The 25,030-nt window shown below is 64.4% G+C and carries 24 protein-coding genes; 16 read left to right on the top strand and 8 right to left on the bottom strand.

The features are described 5' to 3' along the window. The first annotated feature begins 56 nt into the window (after positions 1-56). Genes GWK50_RS04820 through GWK50_RS04805 form a run of 4 tightly spaced genes read left to right on the top strand, consistent with a single transcriptional unit; the run spans position 57 to position 2,761 of the window. A complete protein-coding gene (locus tag GWK50_RS04820; RefSeq protein WP_162015556.1) occupies positions 57-485 on the top strand; it encodes a hypothetical protein in 429 nt (142 codons plus the stop codon). An 11-nt stretch (positions 486-496) separates the two neighbouring features. Next, positions 497-1,360, top strand: coding sequence for a LysR family transcriptional regulator (locus GWK50_RS04815; RefSeq protein WP_162015555.1), 864 nt, complete (start codon positions 497-499; stop codon positions 1,358-1,360). A gap of 46 nt (positions 1,361-1,406) precedes the next feature. Beyond that, entirely contained in the window at positions 1,407-2,117 is a 711-nt protein-coding gene (locus GWK50_RS04810; RefSeq protein WP_162015554.1) for a glutathione S-transferase N-terminal domain-containing protein, read from the top strand. A gap of 20 nt (positions 2,118-2,137) precedes the next feature. Beyond that, the gene (locus GWK50_RS04805) at positions 2,138-2,761 is read left to right on the top strand and encodes a glutathione S-transferase family protein (protein WP_162015553.1); all 624 of its coding nucleotides are present in this window, start codon (positions 2,138-2,140) and stop codon (positions 2,759-2,761) included. Between the two features lies 1 nt (position 2,762). Here GWK50_RS04805 and GWK50_RS04800 read toward each other — a convergent pair whose 3' ends face one another. Then, on the bottom strand, positions 2,763-4,142 hold the full coding sequence (locus GWK50_RS04800) for a heavy metal sensor histidine kinase (protein WP_197904975.1): 1,380 nt from the start codon (positions 4,140-4,142) through the stop codon (positions 2,763-2,765). After that, complete coding sequence (locus GWK50_RS04795; RefSeq protein ID WP_162015552.1) at positions 4,139-4,813, bottom strand: heavy metal response regulator transcription factor; 675 nt, start codon at positions 4,811-4,813, stop codon at positions 4,139-4,141. The genes GWK50_RS04800 and GWK50_RS04795 overlap by 4 nt, the downstream gene beginning before the upstream one ends. Positions 4,814-4,991: 178 nt before the next feature. On the opposite strand from GWK50_RS04795, the gene GWK50_RS04790 reads away from it, so the two are divergent. From GWK50_RS04790 to GWK50_RS04745, 10 genes are read left to right on the top strand one after another with little or no spacing between them, the layout of a single operon-like run. Further along, positions 4,992-6,170, top strand: coding sequence for a TolC family protein (locus tag GWK50_RS04790; protein WP_162015551.1), 1,179 nt, complete (start codon positions 4,992-4,994; stop codon positions 6,168-6,170). After that, positions 6,167-6,730, top strand: coding sequence for a hypothetical protein (locus GWK50_RS04785; protein ID WP_162015550.1), 564 nt, complete (start codon positions 6,167-6,169; stop codon positions 6,728-6,730). Before GWK50_RS04790 ends, GWK50_RS04785 begins: the two co-directional genes overlap by 4 nt. Beyond that, positions 6,727-7,848, top strand: a complete 1,122-nt coding sequence (locus GWK50_RS04780) for an efflux RND transporter periplasmic adaptor subunit (protein WP_162015549.1) — start codon at positions 6,727-6,729, stop codon at positions 7,846-7,848. The genes GWK50_RS04785 and GWK50_RS04780 overlap by 4 nt, the downstream gene beginning before the upstream one ends. 2 nt (positions 7,849-7,850) lie before the next feature. Then, complete coding sequence (locus GWK50_RS04775; protein WP_162015548.1) at positions 7,851-10,967, top strand: efflux RND transporter permease subunit; 3,117 nt, start codon at positions 7,851-7,853, stop codon at positions 10,965-10,967. A gap of 47 nt (positions 10,968-11,014) precedes the next feature. Next, a complete protein-coding gene (locus GWK50_RS04770; RefSeq protein ID WP_162015547.1) occupies positions 11,015-11,473 on the top strand; it encodes a hypothetical protein in 459 nt (152 codons plus the stop codon). A gap of 53 nt (positions 11,474-11,526) precedes the next feature. Then, entirely contained in the window at positions 11,527-12,027 is a 501-nt protein-coding gene (locus tag GWK50_RS04765; RefSeq protein ID WP_162015546.1) for a hypothetical protein, read from the top strand. Between the two features lie 9 nt (positions 12,028-12,036). Beyond that, a complete protein-coding gene (locus tag GWK50_RS04760; RefSeq protein ID WP_162015545.1) occupies positions 12,037-12,309 on the top strand; it encodes a DUF2933 domain-containing protein in 273 nt (90 codons plus the stop codon). Between the two features lie 5 nt (positions 12,310-12,314). Next, the gene (locus GWK50_RS04755) at positions 12,315-12,947 is read left to right on the top strand and encodes an isoprenylcysteine carboxylmethyltransferase family protein (protein WP_162015544.1); all 633 of its coding nucleotides are present in this window, start codon (positions 12,315-12,317) and stop codon (positions 12,945-12,947) included. Between the two features lie 41 nt (positions 12,948-12,988). Next, positions 12,989-13,267, top strand: coding sequence for a heavy-metal-associated domain-containing protein (locus GWK50_RS04750; RefSeq protein ID WP_162015543.1), 279 nt, complete (start codon positions 12,989-12,991; stop codon positions 13,265-13,267). A 1-nt stretch (position 13,268) separates the two neighbouring features. Next, positions 13,269-13,775 (top strand): cytochrome c, encoded by a 507-nt coding sequence (locus GWK50_RS04745; RefSeq protein WP_162015542.1) that lies wholly within the window; start codon positions 13,269-13,271, stop codon positions 13,773-13,775. A gap of 94 nt (positions 13,776-13,869) precedes the next feature. On the opposite strand, the gene GWK50_RS04740 is transcribed toward GWK50_RS04745, so the two are convergent. Continuing rightward, positions 13,870-14,172, bottom strand: coding sequence for a hypothetical protein (locus GWK50_RS04740; RefSeq protein WP_162015541.1), 303 nt, complete (start codon positions 14,170-14,172; stop codon positions 13,870-13,872). A 448-nt stretch (positions 14,173-14,620) separates the two neighbouring features. Here GWK50_RS04740 and GWK50_RS04735 point away from each other — a divergent pair, with 448 nt between their 5' ends. Together GWK50_RS04735 and GWK50_RS04730 are read left to right on the top strand one after the other, a co-directional pair. Next, positions 14,621-16,897, top strand: coding sequence for a copper-translocating P-type ATPase (locus GWK50_RS04735; protein WP_242455452.1), 2,277 nt, complete (start codon positions 14,621-14,623; stop codon positions 16,895-16,897). A gap of 112 nt (positions 16,898-17,009) precedes the next feature. After that, positions 17,010-17,972, top strand: a complete 963-nt coding sequence (locus GWK50_RS04730; RefSeq protein WP_162015539.1) for a chemotaxis protein — start codon at positions 17,010-17,012, stop codon at positions 17,970-17,972. A 191-nt stretch (positions 17,973-18,163) separates the two neighbouring features. Here the strand turns inward: GWK50_RS04730 and GWK50_RS04725 are convergent, their stop codons facing one another. The 5 genes from GWK50_RS04725 to GWK50_RS04705 form a co-directional block, all read right to left on the bottom strand. Then, the gene (locus GWK50_RS04725; protein WP_162015538.1) at positions 18,164-18,472 is read right to left on the bottom strand and encodes a hypothetical protein; all 309 of its coding nucleotides are present in this window, start codon (positions 18,470-18,472) and stop codon (positions 18,164-18,166) included. 15 nt (positions 18,473-18,487) lie between these two features. Then, entirely contained in the window at positions 18,488-18,787 is a 300-nt protein-coding gene (locus GWK50_RS04720; protein ID WP_162015537.1) for a hypothetical protein, read from the bottom strand. Positions 18,788-18,935: 148 nt separating this feature from the next. After that, a complete protein-coding gene (locus GWK50_RS04715) occupies positions 18,936-19,892 on the bottom strand; it encodes a CBASS cGAMP-activated phospholipase (RefSeq protein WP_162015536.1) in 957 nt (318 codons plus the stop codon). A gap of 33 nt (positions 19,893-19,925) precedes the next feature. Further along, a complete protein-coding gene (locus GWK50_RS04710; protein ID WP_162015535.1) occupies positions 19,926-23,849 on the bottom strand; it encodes an EAL domain-containing protein in 3,924 nt (1,307 codons plus the stop codon). Between the two features lie 107 nt (positions 23,850-23,956). Then, complete coding sequence (locus GWK50_RS04705) at positions 23,957-24,907, bottom strand: hypothetical protein (RefSeq protein WP_162015534.1); 951 nt, start codon at positions 24,905-24,907, stop codon at positions 23,957-23,959. Positions 24,908-25,030 lie beyond the last annotated feature (123 nt).

Genomic DNA, 25,030 nt, shown 5'->3' with positions numbered 1-25,030 from the left:
AATTTACCGATGGCAAGCCGCTCCCTACAGTCGCGGCTTTTCACAGGAGCCTTGCCATGACCCACCCCGCCCCCGCCCTCCACGCCATCGACCACGTGCTGTCCGCCTTCGCCCAGGGCGACGTGCCCCGGCTGCTCGCGCACATCGCCGACGACGTGGATTTCCGCATCGACCACTACCGCGACGACGCCGACGTGGCCTGGCAGCAGGCCCAGGGCAAGGCCGGCGTGCTGGCGGTGCTGCAGCGCCTGGCGACAGAGATCTTTCCGCAGGGCACACGCATCCTGCGCGCGCACAGCCAGGCACTGGGCGATAACTGGGTGCTCACGCAGTTCCACCAGCGATTCCACTACGGCCTGCAGCAGCGCGATGTGGAGAGCCAGACCTGGATCGTGAGCCATTCGCGGGACGGCCTGCTGGACTACTTCCGCGAGACCGTCGCCACCATCACCCCCCTCTCCGCCGAGCCCGCGGGCGCAGCCTGACAGCACCCGCCATGCTGGTCGACCTGCGCGCCCTGGGCTACTTCGTCGCCGCCTTCGAGGAGCGGTCCGTCACGGCGGCGGCACGCCGCTGTTTCGTGGCCCAGCCCTCCATCAGCATGGCCATCAAGGGGCTGGAGGAGGCCCTGGGCACAGTGCTGTTCGAGCGCAGCCGCAGCGGCCTGGCGCCCACCCCGGCGGGCGAGCGCCTGTACCCGCGCGCCTGCAGCCTGCTGGCCCAGTCCACGGCCATGGTGCGCGATTTCCGCGACAGCCCGCGCGCCACCCTGGGCCTGTACCTGCAGGACGACGTGCTCGTACACACCGCCGCGCCGCTGATCGCGCTGCTCGACCAGCACCTGCCCGGCGCCACCCTGCGGCTCACGGCGTCCATGGAAGAGGCGCAACTGGGCCTGGTGGCCGAAAGCTGCAAGCGCGCCACCGACGTCTTTGTGCCGCTGTGGCGCGAGCCCTATGTGATGCTTGTCCCCGAATCGCACCCGCTGCGCTTTCGCAAAGGCTTTGCCTGGGACGACCTGCAGGGCATGCCCCTGATCGAGCGGCCCTATTGCCCGCAGCAGCAGTCGTTCGCGCGGCTGCTGGCCGAGCGCGGCGTGGTGCCGGACGTGCGCGCCAGCGCGGCCCGCGAAGAACTCCTGCTGCACATGGTGGAGCTGGGGCTGGGCCTGGCCATCGTTCCGGCATCGCACGCGCACCATGCGCGCCGCACGGTCGTGCGCCCGCTGGAAGCGGGGCCCATCGCCTTCGAGCGCCATCTGGGTCTGGCCTGCGCAGCGCACGACGGCCCCACCCGCGCCATGCTGGAGCCCCTGGCGGCGGGCATGCGGGCGCGGCTGCCGCAGGCCCTGGCGGCCTGAACCCTGGCGACAGCAGGCCTGCGCCCGGCTGCGCATAATGGCCCGCATGATCGACCTCTACACCGCCGCCACGCCCAACGGGCACAAGGTCTCCATCGCGCTGGAGGAACTGGGCCTGCCCTACGAGTTGCATGTGCTCGACCTCGCGCGCGGGGTCCAGAAGGAGCCCTGGTTCCTGGCCATCAACCCCAACGGACGCATTCCAGCCATCGTGGACCGCGACGCAGAGGACTTCGCGGTGTTCGAGTCCGGCGCCATCCTGATGTACCTGGCCGAGAAGACCGGGCGCCTCCTGCCCCAGGATGCCAAGGGCCGCTCGCGCGTGGTGCAGTGGCTCATGTTCCAGATGGGTGGCATTGGCCCCATGATGGGCCAGGCCAACGTGTTCTTCCGCTACTTCGCCGAGAAGATCCAGCCCGCCATCGACCGCTACCAGGGCGAATCCAAGCGCCTGTTCCGCGTGCTCGACACCCACCTGCAGCAGCACGAATACCTGGCGGGCGACTATTCCATCGCCGACATCGCCAACTGGGCCTGGGTGCGCACGCACCGCTGGTCGGGCGTGCCGATCGACGACCTGCCCCACTTGCAGCGCTGGGTGGAGGCCATCCGCGCGCGCCCCGCCGTTCAAAAAGGCATCCTCATGCCGCCCTCCATGCGCGAGAACGGTCCCGACCGCGAGGAAAAGGAACGCCAGTTTGCCGAGGAAGCGCGCAAGATGGTGGAGATGGGCCAGTCGCGCCCATCGGGCGTCTGAAACCGTTCCGGAGACCCGCAATGCAGCTCTACACCGCCCCCCGCGCCCCCAACCCACGCCGCGTGACCATGTTCATGGCCGAAAAAGGCATCACCGGCATCGCGCTGGTGCCCGTGGACCTGAACGCGCAAGAGCACAAGGCGCAAGCCTTTCGCACCAAGAGCCCGCTGGCCACCGTTCCCGCGCTGGAGCTGGACGACGGCCGCATCCTGACCGAGACCCGCGCTATCTGCACCTGGCTGGAGGGGCGCTACCCCGAGCCCAACCTCATGGGCCAGGACTTCGAGGAACGCGCCTTCATCGAGATGGCCGACCGGCGCGTGGAGTGGTACCTGTTTGCGCGCATTGGCCACTGCATTCGCCACACGCACCCCGGCCTGGCGGTGCTGGAGCAGCCCCAGTTCCCCGACTACGGCCAGAGCGAAGGCCTCAAGATGCGCGAGGCTGCGCGCTGGCTGGACGACACGCTGGCGCAGCAACCCTATGTGGCGGGCGAGCGCTTCACCATTGCCGACATCACCGCCTTCTGCGCGCTGGAGTTCGCCCGCGGATTGATGAAGTTTGTCCCTGGCGCCGAGGACATGCCGCACCTGCAGGCCTGGCGCGACCGCATTGCCGAACGCCCCTGCGCCCGGGCGGTTTGAATCAGTAGGGAAAGCGCAGGGTGAATACGGTCCGTCCACCGGCCGACGCGGCGGACACCTCGCCCTGGTGTGCGCGCAGGATGGCCTGTGTGATGGCAAGACCCAGCCCTGTGCCTTCGCCTGCGGCATGCTGGCGCGCAGGATCCACACGGTAGAAGCGCTCAAACAAGCGGTCCAGATGCTGCGCGGGAATTGTCTCGCCCGTGTTTTCCACCTGCAGCAACAACGGGCCTTCCTGGCGCACGATGGCCACCGTCACCCGGCCTCCCGGCGGAGTGTGGCGCAGAGCATTGGACAACAGGTTGTTCAGCGCCCTGCGCAGCATGAGCCGGTCACCCTGCACCATGCCGTCACCCGTGAGCACCAAAGCGATGCGCCGCTCGTCGGCCAGCGCCTCGTAAAAGTCAAACAGGTCGCGCACCTCGCGCGCCAGATCCACCGGCTCGCCATGCACGATGGCCAGACCGTTCTCGGCCTTGGCCAGAAACAGCATGTCGGCAATCATGCGCGCCAGGCGTTCAAACTCTTCAGCGTTCGATTCCAGGGTGGCACGGTAGCTATCGGCATCGCGCGGGCGGCTCAGCGCCACCTGCGTCTGCATCATCAGGTTGCTGATGGGGGTGCGCAGCTCATGGGCCAGGTCAGAGGAAAAATCGGACAGGCGCCGGAAGGCCTCTTCCAGGCGCTCGAGCATTTCGTTCAGGGTGGCGGCGAGGTCGGCCAGCTCGGCAGGCACGGCCTGCGCGGGCAGGCGCCGGTCCAGGCTGTGTGCCGTCACCCCGGCCGCCTGTTCACGCATGGAGCGCAGCGGCGCAAGGCCCCGGCGCGCGGCAAACCAACCCAGCAGCCCCATGAGCAAGGCCGCGCAAGCCACAAACAGCCACAGGCTGCGCTGAAAGGCGCGCAGGAAGGCATCGTGGTGTTCGCTGTCGATGGCCATGGCCACCTGCACCTGCGTACCCATGGCCGTTGGGAACGTTGCCGCCAGACCCCGGTAGTTCTTTCCGTCCTGCGCCCATGTCCACAGCGGCGCCAAGGCCAGCTCTGTGGCCAGCACCGGCAACTGCGGTGGCCACTGCGCATCGGGCGTCGCCAGCAAGACCTGCTGGTCTGGCCCGAGAACTCGCACTACCAAGTCATGGTGCGCCAGGAATGCATCCCCCAGCGGCGCGGACAGGCGTTCGAGTTGTGCCAGGGAATCCACCTGCGCAATGAGGTGTTGGGCATGCTGCAGCTTGCCCGTGAGTTCAGCACGGTCCAGATCCTCGAAGTGGCGTTCGATCGCCCTCCCGACCAGCCCGCCCAAAGCCAGCAGCACGGCGACCGAACCCAGGGTGAACAGCAGCGTGAGCCGCGCCGTCAGCGAAAGACGTGCGATCACGGAGCCTCCAGCACGTAGCCCATGCCACGCACGGTGCGGATGAGCTTGGGCTCGAAGGCATCGTCCACCTTGGCGCGCAGGCGGCGCATGGCCACCTCGATGACGTTGGTGTCGCTGTCGAAATTCATGTCCCAGACCTGCGAGGCGATCAGCGAGCGCGGCAGCACCTCGCCCTGACGGCGCATCAGCAGCTCCAGCAGCGCAAACTCCTTGGCGGTCAGGTCGATGCGCTGCCCACCGCGTACCACGCGGCGGCGCAACAGGTCCAGTTCCAGGTCGGCGGCGCGCAGCGCGGTGGATTCCATGCCGCTTCGGCCCCGGCGCAGCAGGGTGCGCACACGCGCCAGAAACTCCGAGAACGCGAACGGCTTGACCAGGTAGTCGTCAGCCCCCAGCTCCAGGCCCCTGACACGATCCTCTACCTGGTCGCGCGCGGTCAAAAAAAGCACCGGTATCTCCTTGCCGCTGCGGCGCAAAGTCTCCAGCACCTGCCAGCCGTTGAGGCCGGGCAGCATCACGTCGAGCACCAGCAGGTCGTGGTCGCCGGTGACCGCCAGGTGCAAACCGTCCACACCATTGCGCGCCAGATCGACCACAAAGCCCGACTCCGCCAGACCCTGCTGGAGGTAGTCGCCCGTCTTGGGCTCGTCTTCAACGATGAGGATTTTCATGGGCGCGGTGCTGCGACAGGGCTCTGCGCCGGATTGTGCCTGCCTCACCGCGGCCACGCACGTAGATGACAGATTTGTAATCTTCCGGAAATCTGCCCGTCGGGGGGCACGCAGCACCATGCGGACCATGCTCTCACACCCCTTGCGATACAGAAGACCGGGCCGATTCACGGGATGGTTGCTGACCTTCGTACTGGCCACTACACCAGCCGCCGCACAAACACTGGCCCAGGCCCTGGAGCAGGCTTGGCTGCTGCACCCCCAGGCCCAGGCGGGCAGCGCACGCAACGCGCAAGCCGCAGCCAACATCGAAGCAGCCAACGGCCTGACGCCTGGCCCGGCGACGGTGTCGCTGGGCGCAGTGAGTGACCGCTTTCACGCCAACCAGGGCCAGCGCGAATGGGAGGTCGAAATGGCCGTTCCGCTGTGGCTGCCCGGCCAGAAAGCGGCGCAAAGCGCCGAGGCTGCCAGCGGCCAGGCGCAGGTCGTGGCGCAACAGCATGCGCTGCGCCTGCAACTGGCGGGCGAGCTGCGCACGGCCTGGTGGGCCGTGGCGGCTGCACGCCAGACCCGTGCACAGGCACAGCAGCGCGTGGACACCGCCCAGGCCCTCCTGGTGAATGTGCAGCGCCGCTACCGGGCGGGTGAACTGGCGCGCATCGACGCCAATCTGGCCCAGCGCGAAGTGCTCGCCGCCCAGGGTGCCCTGGCCGATAGCGACGCAGCCCTGTTGCAGGCCGAGCAGGCTTTTCGCGCGCTGACCGGCACCGCCGCACCCGTGCAACTGGACCCGGAGCCTCCCGCTGTTCAGGACGCCCCCGGCCAGGAGCACCCCCTGCGTGCCGCTGCGTCGGCCACCCTCGCCCAGGCGCAGGCACGGGTGCGGTCGGCAGACACCACACGCCGTGCGTCACCCGAGCTGGCCTTGCGCATGGTGCGCGACCGCGGCGCGGCTGGACAACCGTATGCAAACACCCTGGGGGTCAAGCTGACCATTCCGCTGTCGTCCGAGCCGCTGGTGCGCCAGGCCCAGTCGGCCGCATTGGCCGAGCTGGCGCAGGCCCAGGCAGAAATAGACCAGGTGGAACGCACGCTGGCGCTTGATGCTGCCCTGGCCCGCCGCCACCTGGAAACCACGGAACGCCAGTGGAAGCAGGCGCAGGAGCGCCTGGCCCTGGACACCGACACGCTCCAACTGGCAGAAAAAGCCTTTGCCCTCGGCGAGACCGACCTCACCGCCCTGCTGCGCGCGCGCTCCGACGCACTCGAGGCCCAGGCCCTGGTGGGCCAGCAGCAGGTGGCCCTGATGGCCGCCCGGTCCCGCATGCTCCAAACCTTGGGAGTCCTTCCGAAATGAACAACCTGCGAAACCTTTTGCTGGGCACCGCCCTGGCTGCTGCGGCCCTGCCTGCCCTGGCCCATGGCGATGAAGACCACAGCGAGCCAAATCCCGTCGTCGCTGCTGTGCCCATGGCCGCGCAAGGCCCTCGCGCCGAAGCCCAGACCGATGCCTTCGAACTGGTGGCCACACTGGCGCAGGATCGGCTGGTGCTGCACATCGACCGCTTCGACACCAATGAACCTGTCGAAGGCGCACAGGTGGAAGTGGACACCGGCACCATGCAGGCCAAGGCCACGCAATCGTCTCCCGGCGTGTACTGGATGGCCCAGGGCACGCTCGGCCAGGCGGGCAAGCACCCGCTGACCATCACCATCGAAACTGAAGACACCGCCGATCTTCTGAGCGCCACGCTGGAGGTGCCCACCCCAGCCGCTGCCACCCCGGCTACCGCGACCGGCTTGAGAACCGAACCCTGGATGGCCTGGGGCCTGGGTGGCACCTTGCTGCTCTCGGGCGCGGGCCTCGTGGCCCTGCGCCGTCGCCCCCGTGCAATCACCCCTGGGTCCACCGTATGACATCCTCCCATTTTTCCCACCTGGTAGCCGCATGCCTGCTGGCTTTGCATGGTGCAGCCTTCGCCCACGGTGGCGAAGACCACGACCACGGCCCCGCCGCAGCGCCCCTGCCCGCCACAGGCACCACGGCCCCCCAGCGCCTGGCCGACGGCAGCCTGTTCATCCCCAAGGCCATCCAGAGGCAATGGGGCTTGCGCACCGTGCGGGCAGACATCCGTGATCTGCCCACCTCAGTCGAGCTGCAAGGCAAGGTGGTGGCCGATGCCAACGCCGGAGGGCGCGTGCAATCCACCCAGCCGGGGCGTATCGAAGCACCGGCCCAGGGTTTGCCCACCCTGGGCCAGCTGGTCCGCAAAGGGCAAGTGCTGGCGTATGTGCGGCCCACTGTGTCCAACACCGAACGCGGCGGCCTGCAGGCCCAGCTGGCCGACCTGGATGCACAACAAGCCATCGCCCAGCGCAAGGCCGATCGATACGCCCAGCTCAAGGGCGCCGTGCCGCAGTCGGCCATTGATGCCGCGCGGCTTGAATCAGAGGCACTGCGCCAGCGTAGGCAGGCCTTGCAGGCCAGTCTGCAGGCGCCGGAGCCGCTGCGTGCACCGGTGTCGGGCGTGGTCAGCGCGGTGCATGTCATGGCCGGACAGGTGGTCGATGCGCGAGAAACGCTGTTCGAGGTGGTCAACCCCGCACAGCTGACCGTGGAGGCACTGGCCTACGACCCCGCCCTGGCCCAGGGTGTTACAGCGGCCAGCACCAGTGTGGCAGGCGCCAGCACCGAACTGCAATTTGTCGGCAGCGGAAGGCAGTTGCGTGAGCAGGCCTGGGTACTGCAGTTCCGCATTCCGTCGGACCAGCATGCACTGGCGGTGGGCCAGTCGGTCAAAGTGATCGCCACCACACGGCAGACGCACAAGGGCGCCGCTGTTCCGCAGGCGGCCGTGGTGCGCGCTGGCGGGGGCGATCAGGCTGTCTGGGTGCATACGACGGCAGAGAAATTTGAACGCCGCACAGTGCGCGCGCAGGCGCTGAGCGCGGAAAGCACCGCTGTCACCTCCGGCATTGCCGCCGGGGAGCGCGTGGTCACCCAGGGCGCGAGCCTGCTGGCACAGGTGCGCTGAACATGTTTGATTTCATCATCCATACGAGCCTGCGCCAGCGCCTGATGGTGCTGGGCCTGTCGCTGTTTCTGGTGGTCTACGGCGCGCTGACCCTGCGGCAGATGCCGGTCGATGTCTTTCCCGACCTGAACAAGCCCACCGTCACGCTGATGACCGAAGCCGGCGGCATGGCGCCCGAAGAGGTTGAACAACTGGTGAGCTTTCCCATCGAGTCGGGCATGAACGGCATGCCCGGGGTGACCCGTGTGCGCTCGGTCTCCGGCGTGGGGCTGTCGATCGTGTATGTCGAGTTCGAGTGGGGCTCCGACATCTACCGCAACCGCCAGCAGATTGCCGAGCGCCTGAACCTGGTGCGCGAACAGCTGCCCGAAGGCATCGTGCCGCAGATGGGGCCGATTTCTTCCATCATGGGCGAGATTCTGCTGATCGCCCTGCCCGCCGACCCCGCCAAGGTCAGCCCGATGCAGGTGCGCGAATATGCCGACTGGGTGGTTCGCCCCCGGCTGCTCACCATCCCGGGCATCGCCCAGGTCACGCCCATCGGCGGAGAGGTGCGCCAATACCGGGTGGAGATTGATCCGGCAAGGCTGCAGGCCCTGGGCATTGAACGGGAAAAAGTAGACGCAGCGCTGCGCGACTTCGGCGCCAACACCAGCGGTGGCTTCTTGCAGGCGCAGGGCCGTGAATACCTGATCCGGCAGGTGGGCCGTACCAGCCGCATGGAAGACCTGCGCAGCGTGGTGGTGGGGGTGAAAAATACCCAGCCGATTTTGCTGCACCAGGTGGCCGAGGTTCGGCTGGCCCCGGCAGTCAAGCGCGGCGATGCCAGTTACAAGGGCCATCCAGCGGTGATTTTGTCGGTGCAAAAGCAGCCCGGCGCTGACAGCGTGGCACTCACCCAGGCGGTTGAGCAGGCCATGGCCACCTTGAACAAGGCCCTGCCACAGGGCATTGAAACGCCCCAATTTTTGTTCAAGCAGGCCGATTTCATTGAGCGATCGGTGGGCAACGTCCAGGAAGCCCTGCGCGATGGCGCCATTATGGTGGCGGTCGTGCTATTCCTGTTCTTGCTGAATGTGCGCACCACGGTCATCTCTCTGGTGGCCATTCCGCTGTCACTGATGGTCACCGCGCTGGTGTTCCACTATTTCGGCCTGTCGATCAACACGATGACGCTGGGGGGGCTGGCCATCGCCATTGGGGAGCTGGTGGACGACGCGGTGGTGGACGTCGAAAACGTGCTGCGCCGCCTGAAGGAAAACCGCCTGAAACCGCAGCCGCTCCCGGCCCTGACGGTGATTGCCGCCGCCTCCCGCGAGGTGCGTACGGGCGTCGTCTATGCAACCCTGGTCGTGGTGCTGGTGTTTGTGCCCTTGTTTGCCCTGCCGGGCATCGAAGGCCGCTTGTTCACCCCCCTGGGCATTGCCTATGTGGTGTCTATCCTGGCCAGCATGGTGGTGGCCGTCACCATCACTCCCGTGCTGTGCTACTACCTGCTGCCGCGCATGAAGCAACTGCATGCAGGCGACAGCCCGCTGGCGGCCTGGCTCAAGCGCTGGGATGCACGTTTGCTGAACGGCTCGTTCGATCACGCGCGCAGCCTGCTGGCGGCTGCAATGGTCGTGGTTCTGGCGGTTGCAGCCAGCGTGCCCTTCTTTCCCCGGTCGTTCCTGCCACCGTTCAACGAAGGCACGCTCACGGTGAACGTGTTGCTCAACCCCGGCACCTCGCTGGAAGAGTCCAACCGCATCGGAACACTGGCTGAGCAACTGGCCATGCAAGTTCCTGAGGTTACCCAGGTGGGCCGCAGAACCGGCCGCGCCGAACTGGACGAACATGCGGAAGGGGTGCACTACACCGAGATGGATATCGACCTCAAGGCGTCCGAGCGCAGCCGAGATGCCGTGGTGCAGGACATTCGCGCCCGGCTGGCCACCCTGCCCGCAGCCACCAGCGTGGGGCAACCCATTTCGCACCGCCTGGACCACTTGCTCTCGGGCGTGCGGGCACAGATTGCGCTGAAGGTGTACGGCGACGACCTGGACACGTTGCGCGGTCTGGCAGGCGACCTGCGCGACCGGCTGTCGCGCATTCCGGGCATCACCGACCTGCAGATCGAGAAGCAGGTGCTGATTCCGCAGATCAAGATCCACCTGGACTACGAGCAGGCCGCACGCTACGGCGTCGCACCCGGTGCGGTCTTGAGATCCTTGCAACAGATGATCGAAGGCGAACGCATCACCCAGATCGTTGAAGGCAACCGCCGCTTTGACCTGGTGGTGCGCCTGCCCGAGGACGACCGCGGGTTGCACGCCCTGAAGGGCTTGCTGATCGAAACCCCCACGGGGGCGGTTCCGCTGTCCCTGCTGGCAACCATCGAAGACGGCGAAGGCCCCAACCAGGTCAGCCGCGAGAACGCGCGCCGACGCATCGTGGTGTCGGCCAACACCGACGGCAGCGACATGGCGCGCATCATTGGCGACATCCGCACCACGTTGGCCGCCGCGCCCATGCCGGAAGGATATTTCACGGCGCTTGAAGGCCAGTTCCAGGCCCAGGAGCAGGCGGCCCGGTTGATTGCCCTGCTGGCCCTGGTGTCGCTGGCCATGATCTTCCTGGTGCTCTACAGCCGCTACCGATCCACCGTGCTGACCCTCATCATCATGGGCAATATTCCGCTGGCCCTGGTGGGCAGTGTGCTGGCGCTGTGGATCTCGGGCCAGCCGCTGTCGGTGGCCGCGCTGGTGGGCTTCATCACGTTGACGGGCATCTCGACGCGCAACGGCATCCTCAAGATCAGCCACTACATCAACCTGTGCGCGTTCGAGGGCGAGAAATTTGGCAAAGCGCTCATCGTGCGCGGCTCGCTCGAGCGCCTCACCCCGGTGCTGATGACGGCACTGGTCGCCGCCTTTGCGCTGGTGCCGCTGCTGGTGTCGGCAGATGCCCCCGGCAAGGAAGTGCTGCACCCCGTGGCCGTGGTGATTTTCGGCGGCCTGGTCAGCTCCACGCTGCTCGACACCTTGCTGACGCCGCTGATGTTCTGGCGCTGGGGCGAAAAGCCATTGGAGCACCTGCTGGCGCTGCGCAGCCAGGAAAAATCGCAAGACAGTTTCTAACAACCCACTTCCCAGCGACAGGCTGGGCTCAAGACGAAGGAGCCTCCATGAATAACGCCCGATTTTTGACTTCTGTTGCTTTTGTGCTTGCCGCCGGTGCCACGAGCGTGCACGCACACGACGACGCCTACCTGGATACACAGCAGGCACCGAATGGCGGCCAGTTGCGCATGGCGGGTGTTTATCACCTGGAACTGGTGGTGGACAAATCAACCCCGCAGGCGGCTGACAAGCCCGTGGTGGTCTACGTCACCGACCACGCGGGGCAAAAAGTGCCCACCCAAGGCGCCACCGGCAACGCCACCATCCTTGCCGCCAAGGGCAAGGCCAGCGTGGCACTGGTGCCCGACGGCGACAACCGCCTCAAGGGCACCGGGAACTATGCATCCACCCCCGACATGAAGGCCATCATCAGCTTCACGGCCAAGGGTCAGCCCCCGGAAACCGCGCGCTTTACCCCGCTGCTCAAATCCAAGGAGGCCCATATGGATCACAACAAGCACTGACATCGAAACCCTCCGTTTTCATTCATCAGCCATCGACCTCAGGAGATATGACCATGACCCATTCCAAATCCATTTCAAACAAGACCCTCAGCGCCCTCACGCTGGCTGCTGCACTCGCTTTTGCCAGCACTTCGACCTTGGCCGCTAACCATGAGCAGGATCACACGGAACACCACCCAGAGGCTCCAGCAGCAGTGGCCCCTGCGCCCGACATGGGCGCCAAGGTGCCACCCCAGGCGATGCAAAAACAGATGCAGGCCATGAAGGCCATGCATGAAAAGATGATGAATGCCAAAACGCCCGAGGAACGCAGCGCGCTGATGGCCGAACACATGCAGACCATGCGGGACGGCATGGGAATGATGCAGAAGATGGGCCAGTCCGGCGGCATGGGCGGCATGGGCGGTATGGGTGCATCCAAAGGCGGCAAAGCCATGGCGTGTGACATGCATGAATCGCACCGCATGATGGGCATGCGCATGGAAATGATGGAGTCCATGATGCAGATGATGATGGATCGCATGCAGTCACCCATGGCACCTGCGGCCAAGTAAGGGGTCAACATGAGCCACAACCACTCCCCTCATCAGATACCGGGACAGCACACCCAGAAAGATGGGAGCTTTTGGCGTTCCCGGTATTCCATCGGGCTCCTGGTGATCGGGGCTGTTGCTGGCTACTTTCTATGGACCGAACATCGCGCCCACCTGTCGCAATGGTGGCCCTACGCGATTTTGTTGCTTTGTCCGTTGATGCACGTTTTCATGCATGGCGGGCATGGCGGGAACGCGAATGGTGGGACATCGCAGCAGGACGACGACCAGCGCAGGAGCTAAAAACCATGGATCACTCAGCACCCTCCTACGGCCTGTGGCTGCTGGTGGCCATCAACGTCGCGGTCTTCGCCATGTTCGCCTTCAGCTTCTTCAAGCCGACCACCGCACGCGACTGGCGCAGTTTTGGCGCGTTCACGGCATTTATCGTCGCGCTGTTTGTCGAGATGTACGGCTTTCCGCTGACCATCTACTTCATGGCAGGTTGGTTGGGACAAAATTACCCGGAGGTTGACTTTTTGAGTCATGACGCCGGGCATCTTTTGGAGCTTTTGTTTGGCTGGGGTGGTGATCCCCATTGGGGCCCGTTCCACATACTGAGCTACCTGTTCATCGGCGGCGGATTCTGGATCCTGGCCGAAGCCTGGCCGACGCTATATGCGGCCCAGCGCCAAGGCCAGCTGGCGCAGTCAGGCCTTTACGCCAAGGTGCGCCACCCGCAGTACATCGGGTTCGTGCTGATCATGTTCGGTTTCCTGTTGCAATGGCCGACCATCCTCACCTTGTTGATGTTTCCTGTCCTCTTGTTCATGTACGGCCGCCTGGCATTGACCGAAGAGCGTGAGAGCGCTGCGCGTTTCGGTCTGGTCTGGCAAGAGTATGCGAGCCGCGTACCGCGTTTCGTTCCCCGGCTGGGCTGACAAGTGACCGCAGCGGACTATTTCAACTGTCGAGGTAAACCATGACTTCCACCGATCTGGTCATTTCGGGCATGACTTGCCCCATGTGCACGGCGCGTGTCACGCAAGCCTTGTGTACCGTCGCCGGAGTGCAAACTGTCGACGTCGATTGGAAGACGGGCATTGCACACGTCAAGGGCGACGCAACCATGGAGCCGCTTTCAGACGATCTTTTGGTTCTTGCACTGGAAGAAGCGGGATACCCAGCCCGCATCTTGCGTCCGGGCGCGCCCCAACCGCCCACCGCCGCAGTCAAGTCTGGATGCTGTTGCAAGCGCTGACATGACCGGCACCCTCATGAAAAAAATCGGTTGGAAACTGGGCCTGGGCGGACTCCTGGCGGTATTCCTGATGGCCGCAGGCACGTCTCTGCTGGGTTCGCGGAGTCAATCGATGCCGGATCAATTGCGCGCCAATGATCCGCATGTCGTGAATGTGGGTGCCGGCCTGTACACCCAGCATTGCGCCGCGTGCCACGGAGCCCGTGGTGAAGGGCAGCCAAACTGGCGCGAGCATGGCCCCGATGGCCGCCTACCTGCCCCGCCGCATGACGAAAGCGGTCACACCTGGCACCACCCGGACGCACAACTCTTCGCCATCACCAAATATGGGCTGGCGAAATTGATTCAGCAGCCTGACTACCAGACCAACATGCCTGTTTACGACGGTGTGTTGAGTGACTCCGAAATCAATGCCGTGCTTTCATGGATCAAGGCACAGTGGCCCAAGGAGATTCAAGCACGGCACGACCAGGTCAACGCGCAGTACCAAAAGTCGCTTGAGCACTGAGCCAGCGCCTCTGGCCCATTCGCAGCACTTTTCTGTCGACAGAAAAAGATAGGCCCGATGCACAAGCATCGGGCTGAAAGGGGAAATGAAGCGATTAGTTGATGTAAAGGTTCTTCAGCTGTCCGTTCTTGTCATCCAGCACCTGCTGGCGAGATTGGCTGGTTTGAGCACCCGTATTGGTCTTATCCACGATTTCTGGCGTCATCGAATCACCATGCAGCATCTTGGCATGGACGTTCGGATCGACTCGACTCTTGGCCGTGTTTTGGCCAATGTGCTCAGGCGTGAAATGAACAATATCGCCGTTCCCTTGGTGCCAGGCGGAAGTGGCCTGAGACAAGCCAGACAAAGTGACAAGGGCAATGGCGAGAGAGAGCTTTACAGTTTTGGTGGTCATTTTGAAGTCCTTGCAATGAAAAGTGAGGCTGGATTTCCTGCCTGTGCGAAGAGCACGAGTGAACTGTAAGAAGCCGCCACCCACAGGACGCTGACCACCACATTACGTTTTGTTCATTTCGAACCCTGTGCATTCCACTTGGTGGATGCGCACCGTCCGCCTTGACTTTGCCACCGTGACAGGGTTCATCATGAAATCGAGTCAGGAGCCATCCACCATGCAAGCGAACACATCCATTGTTTACACCTGCCCCATGCACCCTGAGGTTCGTCAGGATCACCCGGGGCGCTGTCCAAAGTGCAACATGCATTTGGTGCCCGAGGGCGAGGTGTCCCATGGGCACCCGCATGCCCATCGCAGCCATTCCATGCACCCTTCGGTGCCTGTGCCTGCAAACCCACCAGGCACCACACAGCCGGGGCCGGGCGGCACGATCTACACCTGCCCCATGCACCCCGAGGTTCGTCAGGATCATCCGGGGCGCTGTCCAAAGTGCGGCATGCATTTGGTGCCTAAGAGCGAGGTGTCCCATGGGCACTCCCATGAACATGTCAGCCACTCCGCGCAACCAGCGGCGCCTGCGCCTGCGCCTGCAAACGCACCAGGCACCACGCCGCCAGAGCCGGGCAGCACGATCTACACCTGCCCCATGCACCCCGAGGTGCGCCAGGACCACCCCGGCACTTGTCCCAAGTGCGGCATGACGCTGGAGCCCATCATTCCCCTCGACGAGGAAGACAACCACGAACTGCTGGACTTCCAGCGTCGCTTCTGGTGGACGCTGCCGCTCACGGTCATCGTGACCATTCTTGCGATGTTCGGCCACCGCCTCGGATGGTTTGACATGCAGGTGCAGACATGGGTTGAACTGGCATTGTCGTTACCCGTCGTGTTGTGGACGGGCTGGCCTTTCTTCGCGCGGGGCTGGCAGTCTCTCCTCCATCGCAGTCCCAACATGTGGACCTTGATCGGTCTGGGCACAGGCGCGGCTTTCCTCTACAGCCTGGTAGCTACCCTGGCGCCGGACGTATTCCCGGACTCGTTCGTCTCCATGGGGCGGGTGGCGGTTTACTATGAGGCGGCGGTGGTCATCATTTCGCTGACCATGCTGGGCCAGATCATCGAACTGAAGGCGCGTTCGCAAACCTCTGCGGCGATCAAGGCGCTCCTGGGCCTGGCACCCAAGACCGCCCGCCGCATCAACGTGGATGGCAGCGAAGAGGATGTGCCGCTGAACCATGTTCATGTGGGAGATCTGCTGCGGGTCCGCCCCGGCGAGAAAGTGCCTGTCGACGGTGTGGTTGTCGAGGGCAGCAGCGCTGTCGATGAATCGATGCTGACCGGAGAACCTGTGCCAGTGACCAAACGCATAGGCGACAAGGTGATCGGCGCCACGCTGAACACTGGTGGCGCCTTGGTGATGCGCTCCGAGAAGGTCGGCGCGGCCACCATGCTGTCTCAGATCGTTCAGATGGTCGCCAATGCGCAGCGCTCGAAGGCGCCCATGCAGCGTATGGCCGATGTGGTGGCCGGAAAGTTTGTGGTCGTGGTGGTTCTCATCGCAGTTGCCACGTTCCTGGTTTGGGGGCTGTTCGGCCCGGAGCCCAGCTGGGTTTTTGGGCTGATCAACGCAGTGGCCGTGTTGATCATTGCCTGCCCCTGTGCGCTGGGCCTGGCTACGCCCATGTCGGTGATGGTGGCTACGGGTCGGGCAGCAACACAGGGCGTGCTGTTCCGAGATGCGGGGGCCATCGAGAAAATGCGCGAAGTCGATACCTTGATTGTGGACAAGACCGGCACCCTGACCGAAGGCAAACCCGCTTTTGAAAAAGCGGTTGCTGCTCCCGGCCACACCCCCGACGAAGTGTTGCAGCTGGCTGCCAGCCTGGACCAGGGCAGCGAACATCCGCTGGCCGATGCCATCGTCAATGCCGCTCGCGCACAAGGGCTGGTGCTGACCAAACCCGATGCGTTTGAATCAGGCAGCGGCATCGGCGTACGCGGCACGATCGATGGCAAGCGCCTGGTTTTGGGCAACTCCGCGTTGATGGAACAGGAGGGAGTCGCCATCGATGCACTCAGGAGCGACGGCGAGCGCTTGCGCAGCGAAGGCGCCAGTGTGATGCACCTGGCCGTGGATGGCCAACTGGCAGGCATCCTGGCCGTGACCGACCCGATCAAGGCGACAACGCTGGAGGCCATCCGAACTTTGCACGCCAGCGGTTTGCGCATCGTCATGGCGACGGGTGATGGCCTGACCACGGCGAAGGCTGTGGGCGCAAGGCTGGGCATCGACGAAGTGCATGGCGAAGTCAAGCCAGCCGACAAGCTAGCGCTGGTGGAAAAACTCCAGAAGGAAGGCCACATTGTTGCCATGGCCGGTGATGGCATCAATGACGCGCCAGCGCTGGCCAAAGCCGATGTCGGCGTGGCCATGGGCACCGGTACCGATGTGGCCATGAACAGCGGCCAGGTCACACTGGTGAAAGGCGATTTGCGCGGCATCACTGCGGCGCGCGACATCTCCATCGACACCGTCCGAAACATGCGCCAGAACCTGATGTTCGCCTTTGTCTACAACGGCCTGGGTGTGCCTATCGCCGCCGGTGTTCTGTATCCGTTCACCGGGTGGTTGCTGTCTCCGCTGATTGCGGCGCTTGCCATGAGTCTGAGTTCGGCGTCGGTGATATTCAACGCGCTGCGCCTGCGGCAAGGTCACAAATAACGGGGACTACCCTATCAAGCCTTGGATAACACCCAAAAAATATACTGCTGTAACAGAACGATTCTGCTTCTAGAATTTGGAGGCGCAAGTTTCTGCGCAATAGAGGCCACCCATGAAGTCCGTCCAGAAAGATATTGACGAGCGCACCAACCTCACCGGCTCCAACAAATTCGAGCTGTTGCTGTTCCGTCTTGGGGCCGATAGCGCCCTGGGCCAGTCAGAACTGTTCGGCATCAATGTGTTCAAGATCCGCGAGATCGTGGCCATGCCAGCCATTACCCCCATCGTGGGCGCCACGCCCCACTCGCTCGGGGTGGTGAACCTGCGCGGCCAGGTCATCCCGGTGCTGGACCTGCCCTCCATCGTCGGTTGCAAGCCCACCACGGGCCTGAACATCATGCTGGTGACCGAATACGCGCGCACCACCCAGGCGTTTGCCGTGGAGTCGGTGGAAGACATCGTGCGCCTGGACTGGAACCAGGTGATTTCGGCCGAGTCGAGCGGCGCGGGCCACAACCTCGTGACCAGCATCGCGCGACTGGACGGCAATACCGACGGCACGCGCCTGGCGCAGGTACTGGACGTGGAGGCCATTCTGCAAATGGTTTCGCCCGAGGAAGAAAAGCACCAGGTCGATCCCGAGAAGGTGGGCCCCAAACTGAAGCTCAAACCCGGCACCATCATCCTGGCGGCCGACGACTCGTTTGTAGCGCGCTCGCTCATCGAGCAGGAGCTCAAGGCACTGCAGGCGCCCTACGAAATGGTGAAGTCGGGCAAGGAAGCCTGGGATCGGCTCAGCGTCCTGGCCAGAGCGGCTGAAGCCGAAGGCAAGACCATACTGGACAAGGTCAGTCTGCTGCTGACCGACCTGGAAATGCCCGAGATGGATGGTTTCAGCCTCACGCGCAACATCAAGCAGGATGCTCGCCTGAGCGATTTGCCGGTGGTGATCCACTCGTCCCTGTCTGGCTCGGCCAACGAAGACCATGTACGCAGCGTGGGCGCCAACGGCTATGTGGCCAAGTTTGTGGCCGAAGACCTGGCCAACACCATTCGCAGCGTGTTGCCGAAGTAAGAAACACCCCCTGTGGCGCCTGCGGCGCCTTCCCCCCGCTCTCGCATCGCTGCGCGATGCGGGCAGGGGGACGCTCCCGGCGCCCGAACTTCACGATACTGGCGGCCCTTGCGCGGAAGCCCTGGTGTTGTGCGGCGCCTCTTTCTTCAGACATGCCAATGAGCAGGCATGTCGGGTTCGTTCACACCTTCTCACGCGAAGGCGTCAACCAGGCGGCCTACGGTGGCGGGGATGGGGTTGAAGCGGCTTTGTTGCTGCAGGCCGGATTCCAGTCCGGCCAGGGTGCGCTGGGCGGCATCGGAGCGGCGGTTGGCACCGTCCGCCTGGCGGGTGAGGCCGTCGGCGCGGGCCTGTTCCTGGTCTGCGCTGCGCTGGGCCTGCTCGGCGCTTTGCTCCAGGGTGCGCGCCGTGCGCTGGGCCTGGTCGGCCTCGCGCCGCGCAGCCTGCACCTTGATCTGTGCCTGCGCGGGTACCGCTGCATTGCTGCCGATGGAAAGCATGATGGTCTCCCGGCCTTACTCGGACAGATACGCTCGGCGTACCTGGGCATTGAGCTGGGAGCGCTGCTCGCTGCTGTTGCGTTCTGCCTCGGCAGCGGCGTCCGGCCCATTGGATGAAGATGCTGCCTGCGCCTGTTGTGCCAGAGCCTGGGCGCGTGGACTCAGGGTGACGGTGGTTTCGTTGTCAGGCTCGGCGGCGGGCTCGTTCTGCGCCGTGGCGTTGCGGTTGTAGGCCGCACTGGCGTTGACTGCCGCCGCAGCCTGGGGTGCGGCAAAGCGATTGTCGGGTTGTGGGTTGCGTGCGATGGCGTCCATGTTTTGCCTCCGTTGCGCTGCAATACGAACCATCGTCCTGCAATTGTCGGCAAAAGTAAAGGGTACCGCCGCGCCCACATTGGCGCTTTGCGCTATTATTTTTATAGCTACTCACGCTTATGAATTAAGCGCCAACCGCCAAAAAGGCTCATAGAAACGCACGAATGCGCTGGGCATCGAGTTGTGCCACCGTCTCGCGGCCCAGGGCCGTCAGGGTGAGTGCGGCCGAGCGGGTGGCAATGTCGATGCCCAAACCGGCGCGGGCCGGCCAGGGGGCGTCGATGCGCATGTAGCGATCCTCCAGACGGTCTTCCATCACTGCGACCACATGCTGCTGCTGCACGGAGATCATGGTCAGGATCAGGCGCCCGTCATTGAGCCAGCCCACAGCGCCTGCGTCCGCCTCGATCTGGTCGGCCGGGCGGTAGCCCATGGCCGCCGTTCCCACCGAGAGCATGCGCACGCGCGAGGGCTTGGCGCCCATGAACAGCTCGGCTTCGTGCAGTGCCACCTGGTCGGGCGCCATGGCAAACAGGCCGCCGTCGGCGTACAGGGTGTGGCCGATCTGCACGCTGGGAAAGTAAGCCGGTGCGGCGCTGGTGGCCATGGCCACATCGACGGCGCGCACGTCCTCGTCGCCCAGCGAGGTATCGGCATGCGGGGTCTTGAAGACCTTGGTGGCGCAGCGTGACACATCGACGGCAGGAATCACCACCGCGTGCAGGGCATCGCCCAGCGTGCGCTCACCCAGGTGGCGCGTCAGCTCCTGGCGCAAGGTCTCGCCGGTGTACTTGGGGCCCAGCACCGAACGCGTCAGATCCAGCAAGCGCGTGACGGCGCCGCTGGGCAGCTTGCGCGCCGAGAAGATGTCTTCGCCCTTTTCCACAAACAGCTTGACGATCTGTGCCATGGGCACTTCATAGGCCAGCGCCAGCCCCAGCAAGCCGCCCACCGAAGTGCCGGCAATCAGGTCAAAGCGCCGCCCCAGGGGTTCACCGACGCGTGCTTCCAGGTCGGCCAGCACCACGGCGGTGTACAGCCCCAGGTAGCCACCGCCACTGAGCGAGAGGATGCGAAATTCGGACGAAGCGTTCTTGGTAGCCATGAAACAATCAAAAGAAGAGAACAGCGCGCGCCATCACGCCGACGCCTGGTAGTCGAGCAACCACTGCGCAAAGGCATCGGCCGGCATGGGTTTGGCGTAGTGAAAGCCCTGCGCCTCGTGGCAGTGGTACAGGCGCAGAAAGCGGGCCAACTCGGCGGTTTCCACGCCCTCGGCAATGACCTTGAGCTTGAGGCTGCGCGCCATGCTGATGATGGCGCGCACGATGGCGGCGTCGTCCGGGTCGCTGACGATGTCGCGCACAAAAGACTGGTCGATCTTGAGCTTGTCCACCGCAAAGCGCTTGAGGTAGGCCAGGCTGGAGTATCCCGTGCCAAAGTCGTCGATCGACAGGCACACGCCCAGCGCCTTGAAACGGCGCACCTTCTCCAGCACCTCTTCGGCGTCATCGATCAACAGGGACTCGGTCAGCTCCAGCTCCAGGCGCGAGGGCTCCAGGCCCGAATCGGCCAGCGCCTGGGTCACACTGTTCAGCAGGTCGCCACGCCGGAACTGCACTGCCGAAAGATTGACCGCCATGGTCAGCTCGGGCAACCCGGCCTGCTGCCAGCGCACCGCCTGGGCGCAGGCCTCGCGCAGCACCCATTCACCCATGGGCACGATGAGCCCGCTTTCTTCGGCCGTGGCGATGAAGCGCCCCGGCGGCAGCAACTCCTCGGGGCTGCGCTGCCAGCGCACCAAGGCCTCCACGCCCACCACCTGGCCGCTGGCCAGATCGATCTGCGGCTGGTAGTGCAGCACGAACTGGCGCTGATCCAGCGCCCAGTGCAGGGCCGTGCGCAGCTTGAGTTGCTCCAGCGCCTGCGTGTTCATAGCCGCGGTATAGAAGCGGTAGGTGTTGCGCCCAGCCGCCTTGGCCTGGTACATCGCGGTGTCGGCTCGCTGCAGCAGGGCGTCAAAGGTGTTTCCGTCGTCAGGCCACACCGCCACGCCCACCGACAGGCTGGCGGCCAGTTCATGGCCCTCGATCTGGAAAGGCTGCGCCAGTGCCTGCACCACCTGGGTGGCCATGCGGTTGACGGCGTCCATGTCCTGCACACCGGTCAGTGCAATGAGGAATTCGTCCCCGCCCTGACGGCTGATGGTGTCGGTGTCACGCACGCAGCTGCGCAGGCGCTGCGCGACTTGTTGCAGCATCTGATCACCCACGGGGTGGCCCAGGGTGTCATTGATGGTCTTGAAATGATCCAAATCCAGGTACAGCAACGCCACCTTGTTGCCCGCGTGCTCGGACCATGCCATCGCCAACTCAAAGCGATCCCGAAACAGCACGCGGTTGGGCAGGCCGGTAAGTGGGTCATGGTGCGCCAGGAAATCGATGCGCGCCTGGGCCTCCTTGCGCTCGTTGATGTCCTGAATGAAGGCCAGCACCAGGGGCTGGTTTTCCACATCCACCAGCCCAGCCGAAATGCTGACATGGTGAATGCCGCCAGACTTGCTGCGCCACTGGCATTCGTAATCCAGCACCGAGCCGTGCAGACGCAGCTCTTCCAGCCAAGCCTCGCGTGCAGCCAGATCGACCCACAGGCCGATCTCCAGCGTGGTGTGGCCCACCAGGTCATCGCGGGTCCAGCCGAAGAAAGCTTCGTATTTGTCGTTGACCTCCAGGAACATGCCGTCGGAGGCCCGCGCAATGGAGGCCGCCAGCGGGCTGGCCGAGAAAGCCACTGTAAACCGCTTCTCGGTGTCGCGCAGCGTCGTGATGTCCTGCATGGCACCGGCCATGGTCACCGGTTTGCCCGATGGATCGCAGGAGACCTCCCCCATGGCCAGGCCCACACACACATGGCCATCGGCGCGCCGAAAGCGGAACTCCACTTCATAGGGTTTGCAGTCATCGAGCGACTTTTGCACGGCAGCACGCACCCGCGCCTGGTCCAGCGGATCGACATGCTGCAAAAACAGGTCGAAGGAGGGAGTCACCGCCCCCGGCGCATAACCAAAGCACGCAAAGGTTTCATCGCTCCAACGCAGTTCGCCGCTGGCCACGGTCCATTCCCAATGCCCCACGTGGGCCAGCCGCGCCACCTGCTCCATGCGGCGGCGCTGCTCCATGGGCGCCGTAACGTTGTGGATAAGCTCCAGCTTGCTGATGCTGCCGTCGGCGTTGTGCAGCGGCATGTCGAACAGCTCGTAGGACTGGCCCTGTGCATTGGTCCATTCCCAATTCACCGTTTTGCCTGCGTACACATCGGCGTTCTTGCACCAGTCACAAGGGGACTGGCGGCCATGGAAGTACTCGTAGCACTTGCGCCCCTGCACCGGGCCAAACTCCTTCTGCATGGCAGGGTTGATGTACTCAATGGCGTAGCTCGGGTTGGTGATGTACACCCCATCGGGCAATGCATCCATGATGGCCATCAGGCGCGAGCGGTCGCTGGCCAACTGGTCTGCAAGGTGCTGTATGCGTTTGACCTCGCTGATGTCGGTCCAGGTCAGCACCACGCCGTCGTCGCTCTTGCCCTCTTCCTTGAAGGGCAGCATGCGTTGGAACACCCAGCGCCCATTGGGCAGGCGCACCTCGGTTTCGATGCGTGCACCTGTGCGCGCACAACGCTGCAGATCGGCCAGAAAGACCTCTTGCGGCCCCAGCCGATAGTGGATATCGGCCACGGGCCGCCCAATGTCTGTGGGCCGCAGGGCCAGGTAGTCCTCGACCCCAGGGCTGATGCGACGCAGGCACAGTTGCGCATCCAGGAACACCGTGCCGATGTCGGTGCTGTCGAGCAGGTGGTCGTAGTCGCGCGTGAGCGCGGCGAGCTCCTCGTTCTTGGCGTGCAGTTCGCGGTTGAGGGCGTACAGGTCTTCGTTGACGGACTTGAGCTCCTCGTTGGCGCTTTGCAGCTCCTCGTTGGAGGCGGTGAGCTCCTCGTTGCTCAGGTCGATGCGCTCGTGGCTGGCCTGCAGCTCCACCACCATCTCTTGCAGACGCTCACGGGTCGCCTGCAGCTCGGCCTGCAGCAGATGCGAAGGCGGCTCATCCTTGCCATCGGCCAAGGCGTCGTCGGGTACGCCGGGCACGGCCTGCGCACCTTGGGTGGGCGCGTCGATCACCCGGGCCAGCGCCACGCCCTGCTTGCGGAACAGCTTGGCGCTGCGGTCCAGCGGGGCGAAGGCCGGGGCGTCGAGCGCGTCGATGGTCTCGCTGGCCCCCAGCATCAGAATGCCGTGCGGCCTGAGCGCAAAATGCAGCTGCGACAAGGCCTTGACCTGTGCTTCGGGCTGCAGGTAGATCAGCAGGTTGCGGCATACGGCCAGGTCGATGCGCGTGAAGGGCGGGTCAGTCAGCAGGTTGTGCCGGGCAAACACCACATGGCGACGCAGCGAACCGTCCACCCGCATGGCCCCCTGCCCCTCGCGCACGAAGTAGCGTCCCTGCAGCGCCTCCGGTACGGCGGCCAGCGCGTCATCGTCGTATTGCCCGCGCGAAGCCACCTCCAGCGCCTGGGCGCCCAGGTCGGTGGCAAACACCTTGACGTTGCCATGGAACCCCATGCGCCCGGCCACATCCAGCGCCAGCATGGCCAAGGTGTAGGCCTCCTGCCCCGTGGCGCAGCCGGCCGACCAGATGCGCAGGTCTTCGCTGGCCGGGCGACCGCGCAGCAGGTCGGGCAGCACCACCTCGGCCAGGTACGCAAACGCTGACGCGTCGCGGAAGAACTCGGTCACATGGATCAACAGGTCGCCGCACAAAGCCTGGCGCTCCACCTCATCTGCCTCCAGGCGCTGCAGGTACTGTGCGCCCGTTTCCACCTGCTCCTGCGCCATGCGGTGGCGCACCCTGCGTGTCAGGGTGGTCGTCTTGTAACCAGAAAAATCCACCCCGCAGCGCCGCCGCAGCAGTTCCACCACGGCGGGCAACTCGGCCAGAGGCTCCCCGGCCATGGTGTCTTCATTCCACTGGCTGGGATCGACTGGATCGTTGGCGGTGGGCTCCATGGGGGGATTATCGGCGCACATCCCCTCAGGAAAAGTGCCCCCTGGTTAGGGTTTTCGAGTCTAAAGTGGCCGCTCCAAGTGCCAACCCCCAGCAAGGCTCCAGGGTGCTATTGACATTGCCGCATGGACTGGGCGCGGGACATGCACTGGTGGTGCGACCCCACATTGGGCGCCAACACCGTCTTTCCATTGAGCACCACTCCATAGCGCCCATCCTTGTCCCAGTCCTCGCAGGTGCAGCTGTTTCCGGACGCAGTCGGCTGGCGCGGCCGCTCTGCCTGCGGAACAGACCGGCATTGGCGCAGGCTGCGGGCATAGTCCATGCATTTTGCGTACGGGCCGTAATTGGCCGAGAGTATTTCCCCTTTGAGAACCACACCGTACAAACCGTCCCTGTTCCAATCCTCGCAGGTACAAAGCATCACAGCCGTGGCGTCTGGCCTGGGCTGCTGGGGGGTTGCAGACGGAATATCCAGCACATTCGCTCTGCCGCTTTGCGCCTGGCGATCCATGTAGGCTTTGTTCCACGCCCGCACCCGCTGGTTCATCCGCCTTTCCAGCTCGGCTGCGTCGATGGGTTTCTTTCCTTCCAACACAGAATCCAAGGCCTCTGGGTGGCTGGGATCGATGCGCGACGGAACCACCGCCTTCAGCTCATTCAATCGTTGCTGGTAGTTCGGGAAACCCAGCGCAATGCGTTCACGGTACTTGCGGGCCAGTTCCGGGTCTTTCGCAGGTGGACTCCATCGCCTGGGGTCCTCGGGCAAAGCAAGCGTATCCCGCACCGCAATCACATCGGCCAAGGCCTTGTAGTGGGCCTCCAGGGCCCGGTTGCCGGCACCCAGCTCCTCTGCCAGCTCGTAGCCAAAGTCATGCTTTTGCGCCACGGCATCCAGCGCATCCACCGGCGGCAATCCGCCCACCCGGTCAGACAGCTCGCTGCCACCCCACCAACCGGGGCCATACCAGTTTCCGTACCGAAACCGGTTGTCCCCCTCACCCACCGCAGTGTCGAAGGCCAGTCGTCCCCAGAACCCTCCCTGGGTCTGGGCAAACACGGTCCCCAGGCCCCCGATCACCAGCACACCACATGCCAGCGCACGAACGATATATTTCCCTAGACGCATGCGACCTCCTTGTATCTTTTTGTATCTTCCCGGCAATATCCCCAGAAGTCAACG

The organism is Acidovorax sp. 210-6, from assembly GCF_010020825.1.
Classification (GTDB): domain Bacteria; phylum Pseudomonadota; class Gammaproteobacteria; order Burkholderiales; family Burkholderiaceae_C; genus Simplicispira; species Simplicispira sedimenti.
Note: the sequence above shows the minus strand (reverse complement) of the source record. Positions and strands in the feature narration are given on the sequence as shown.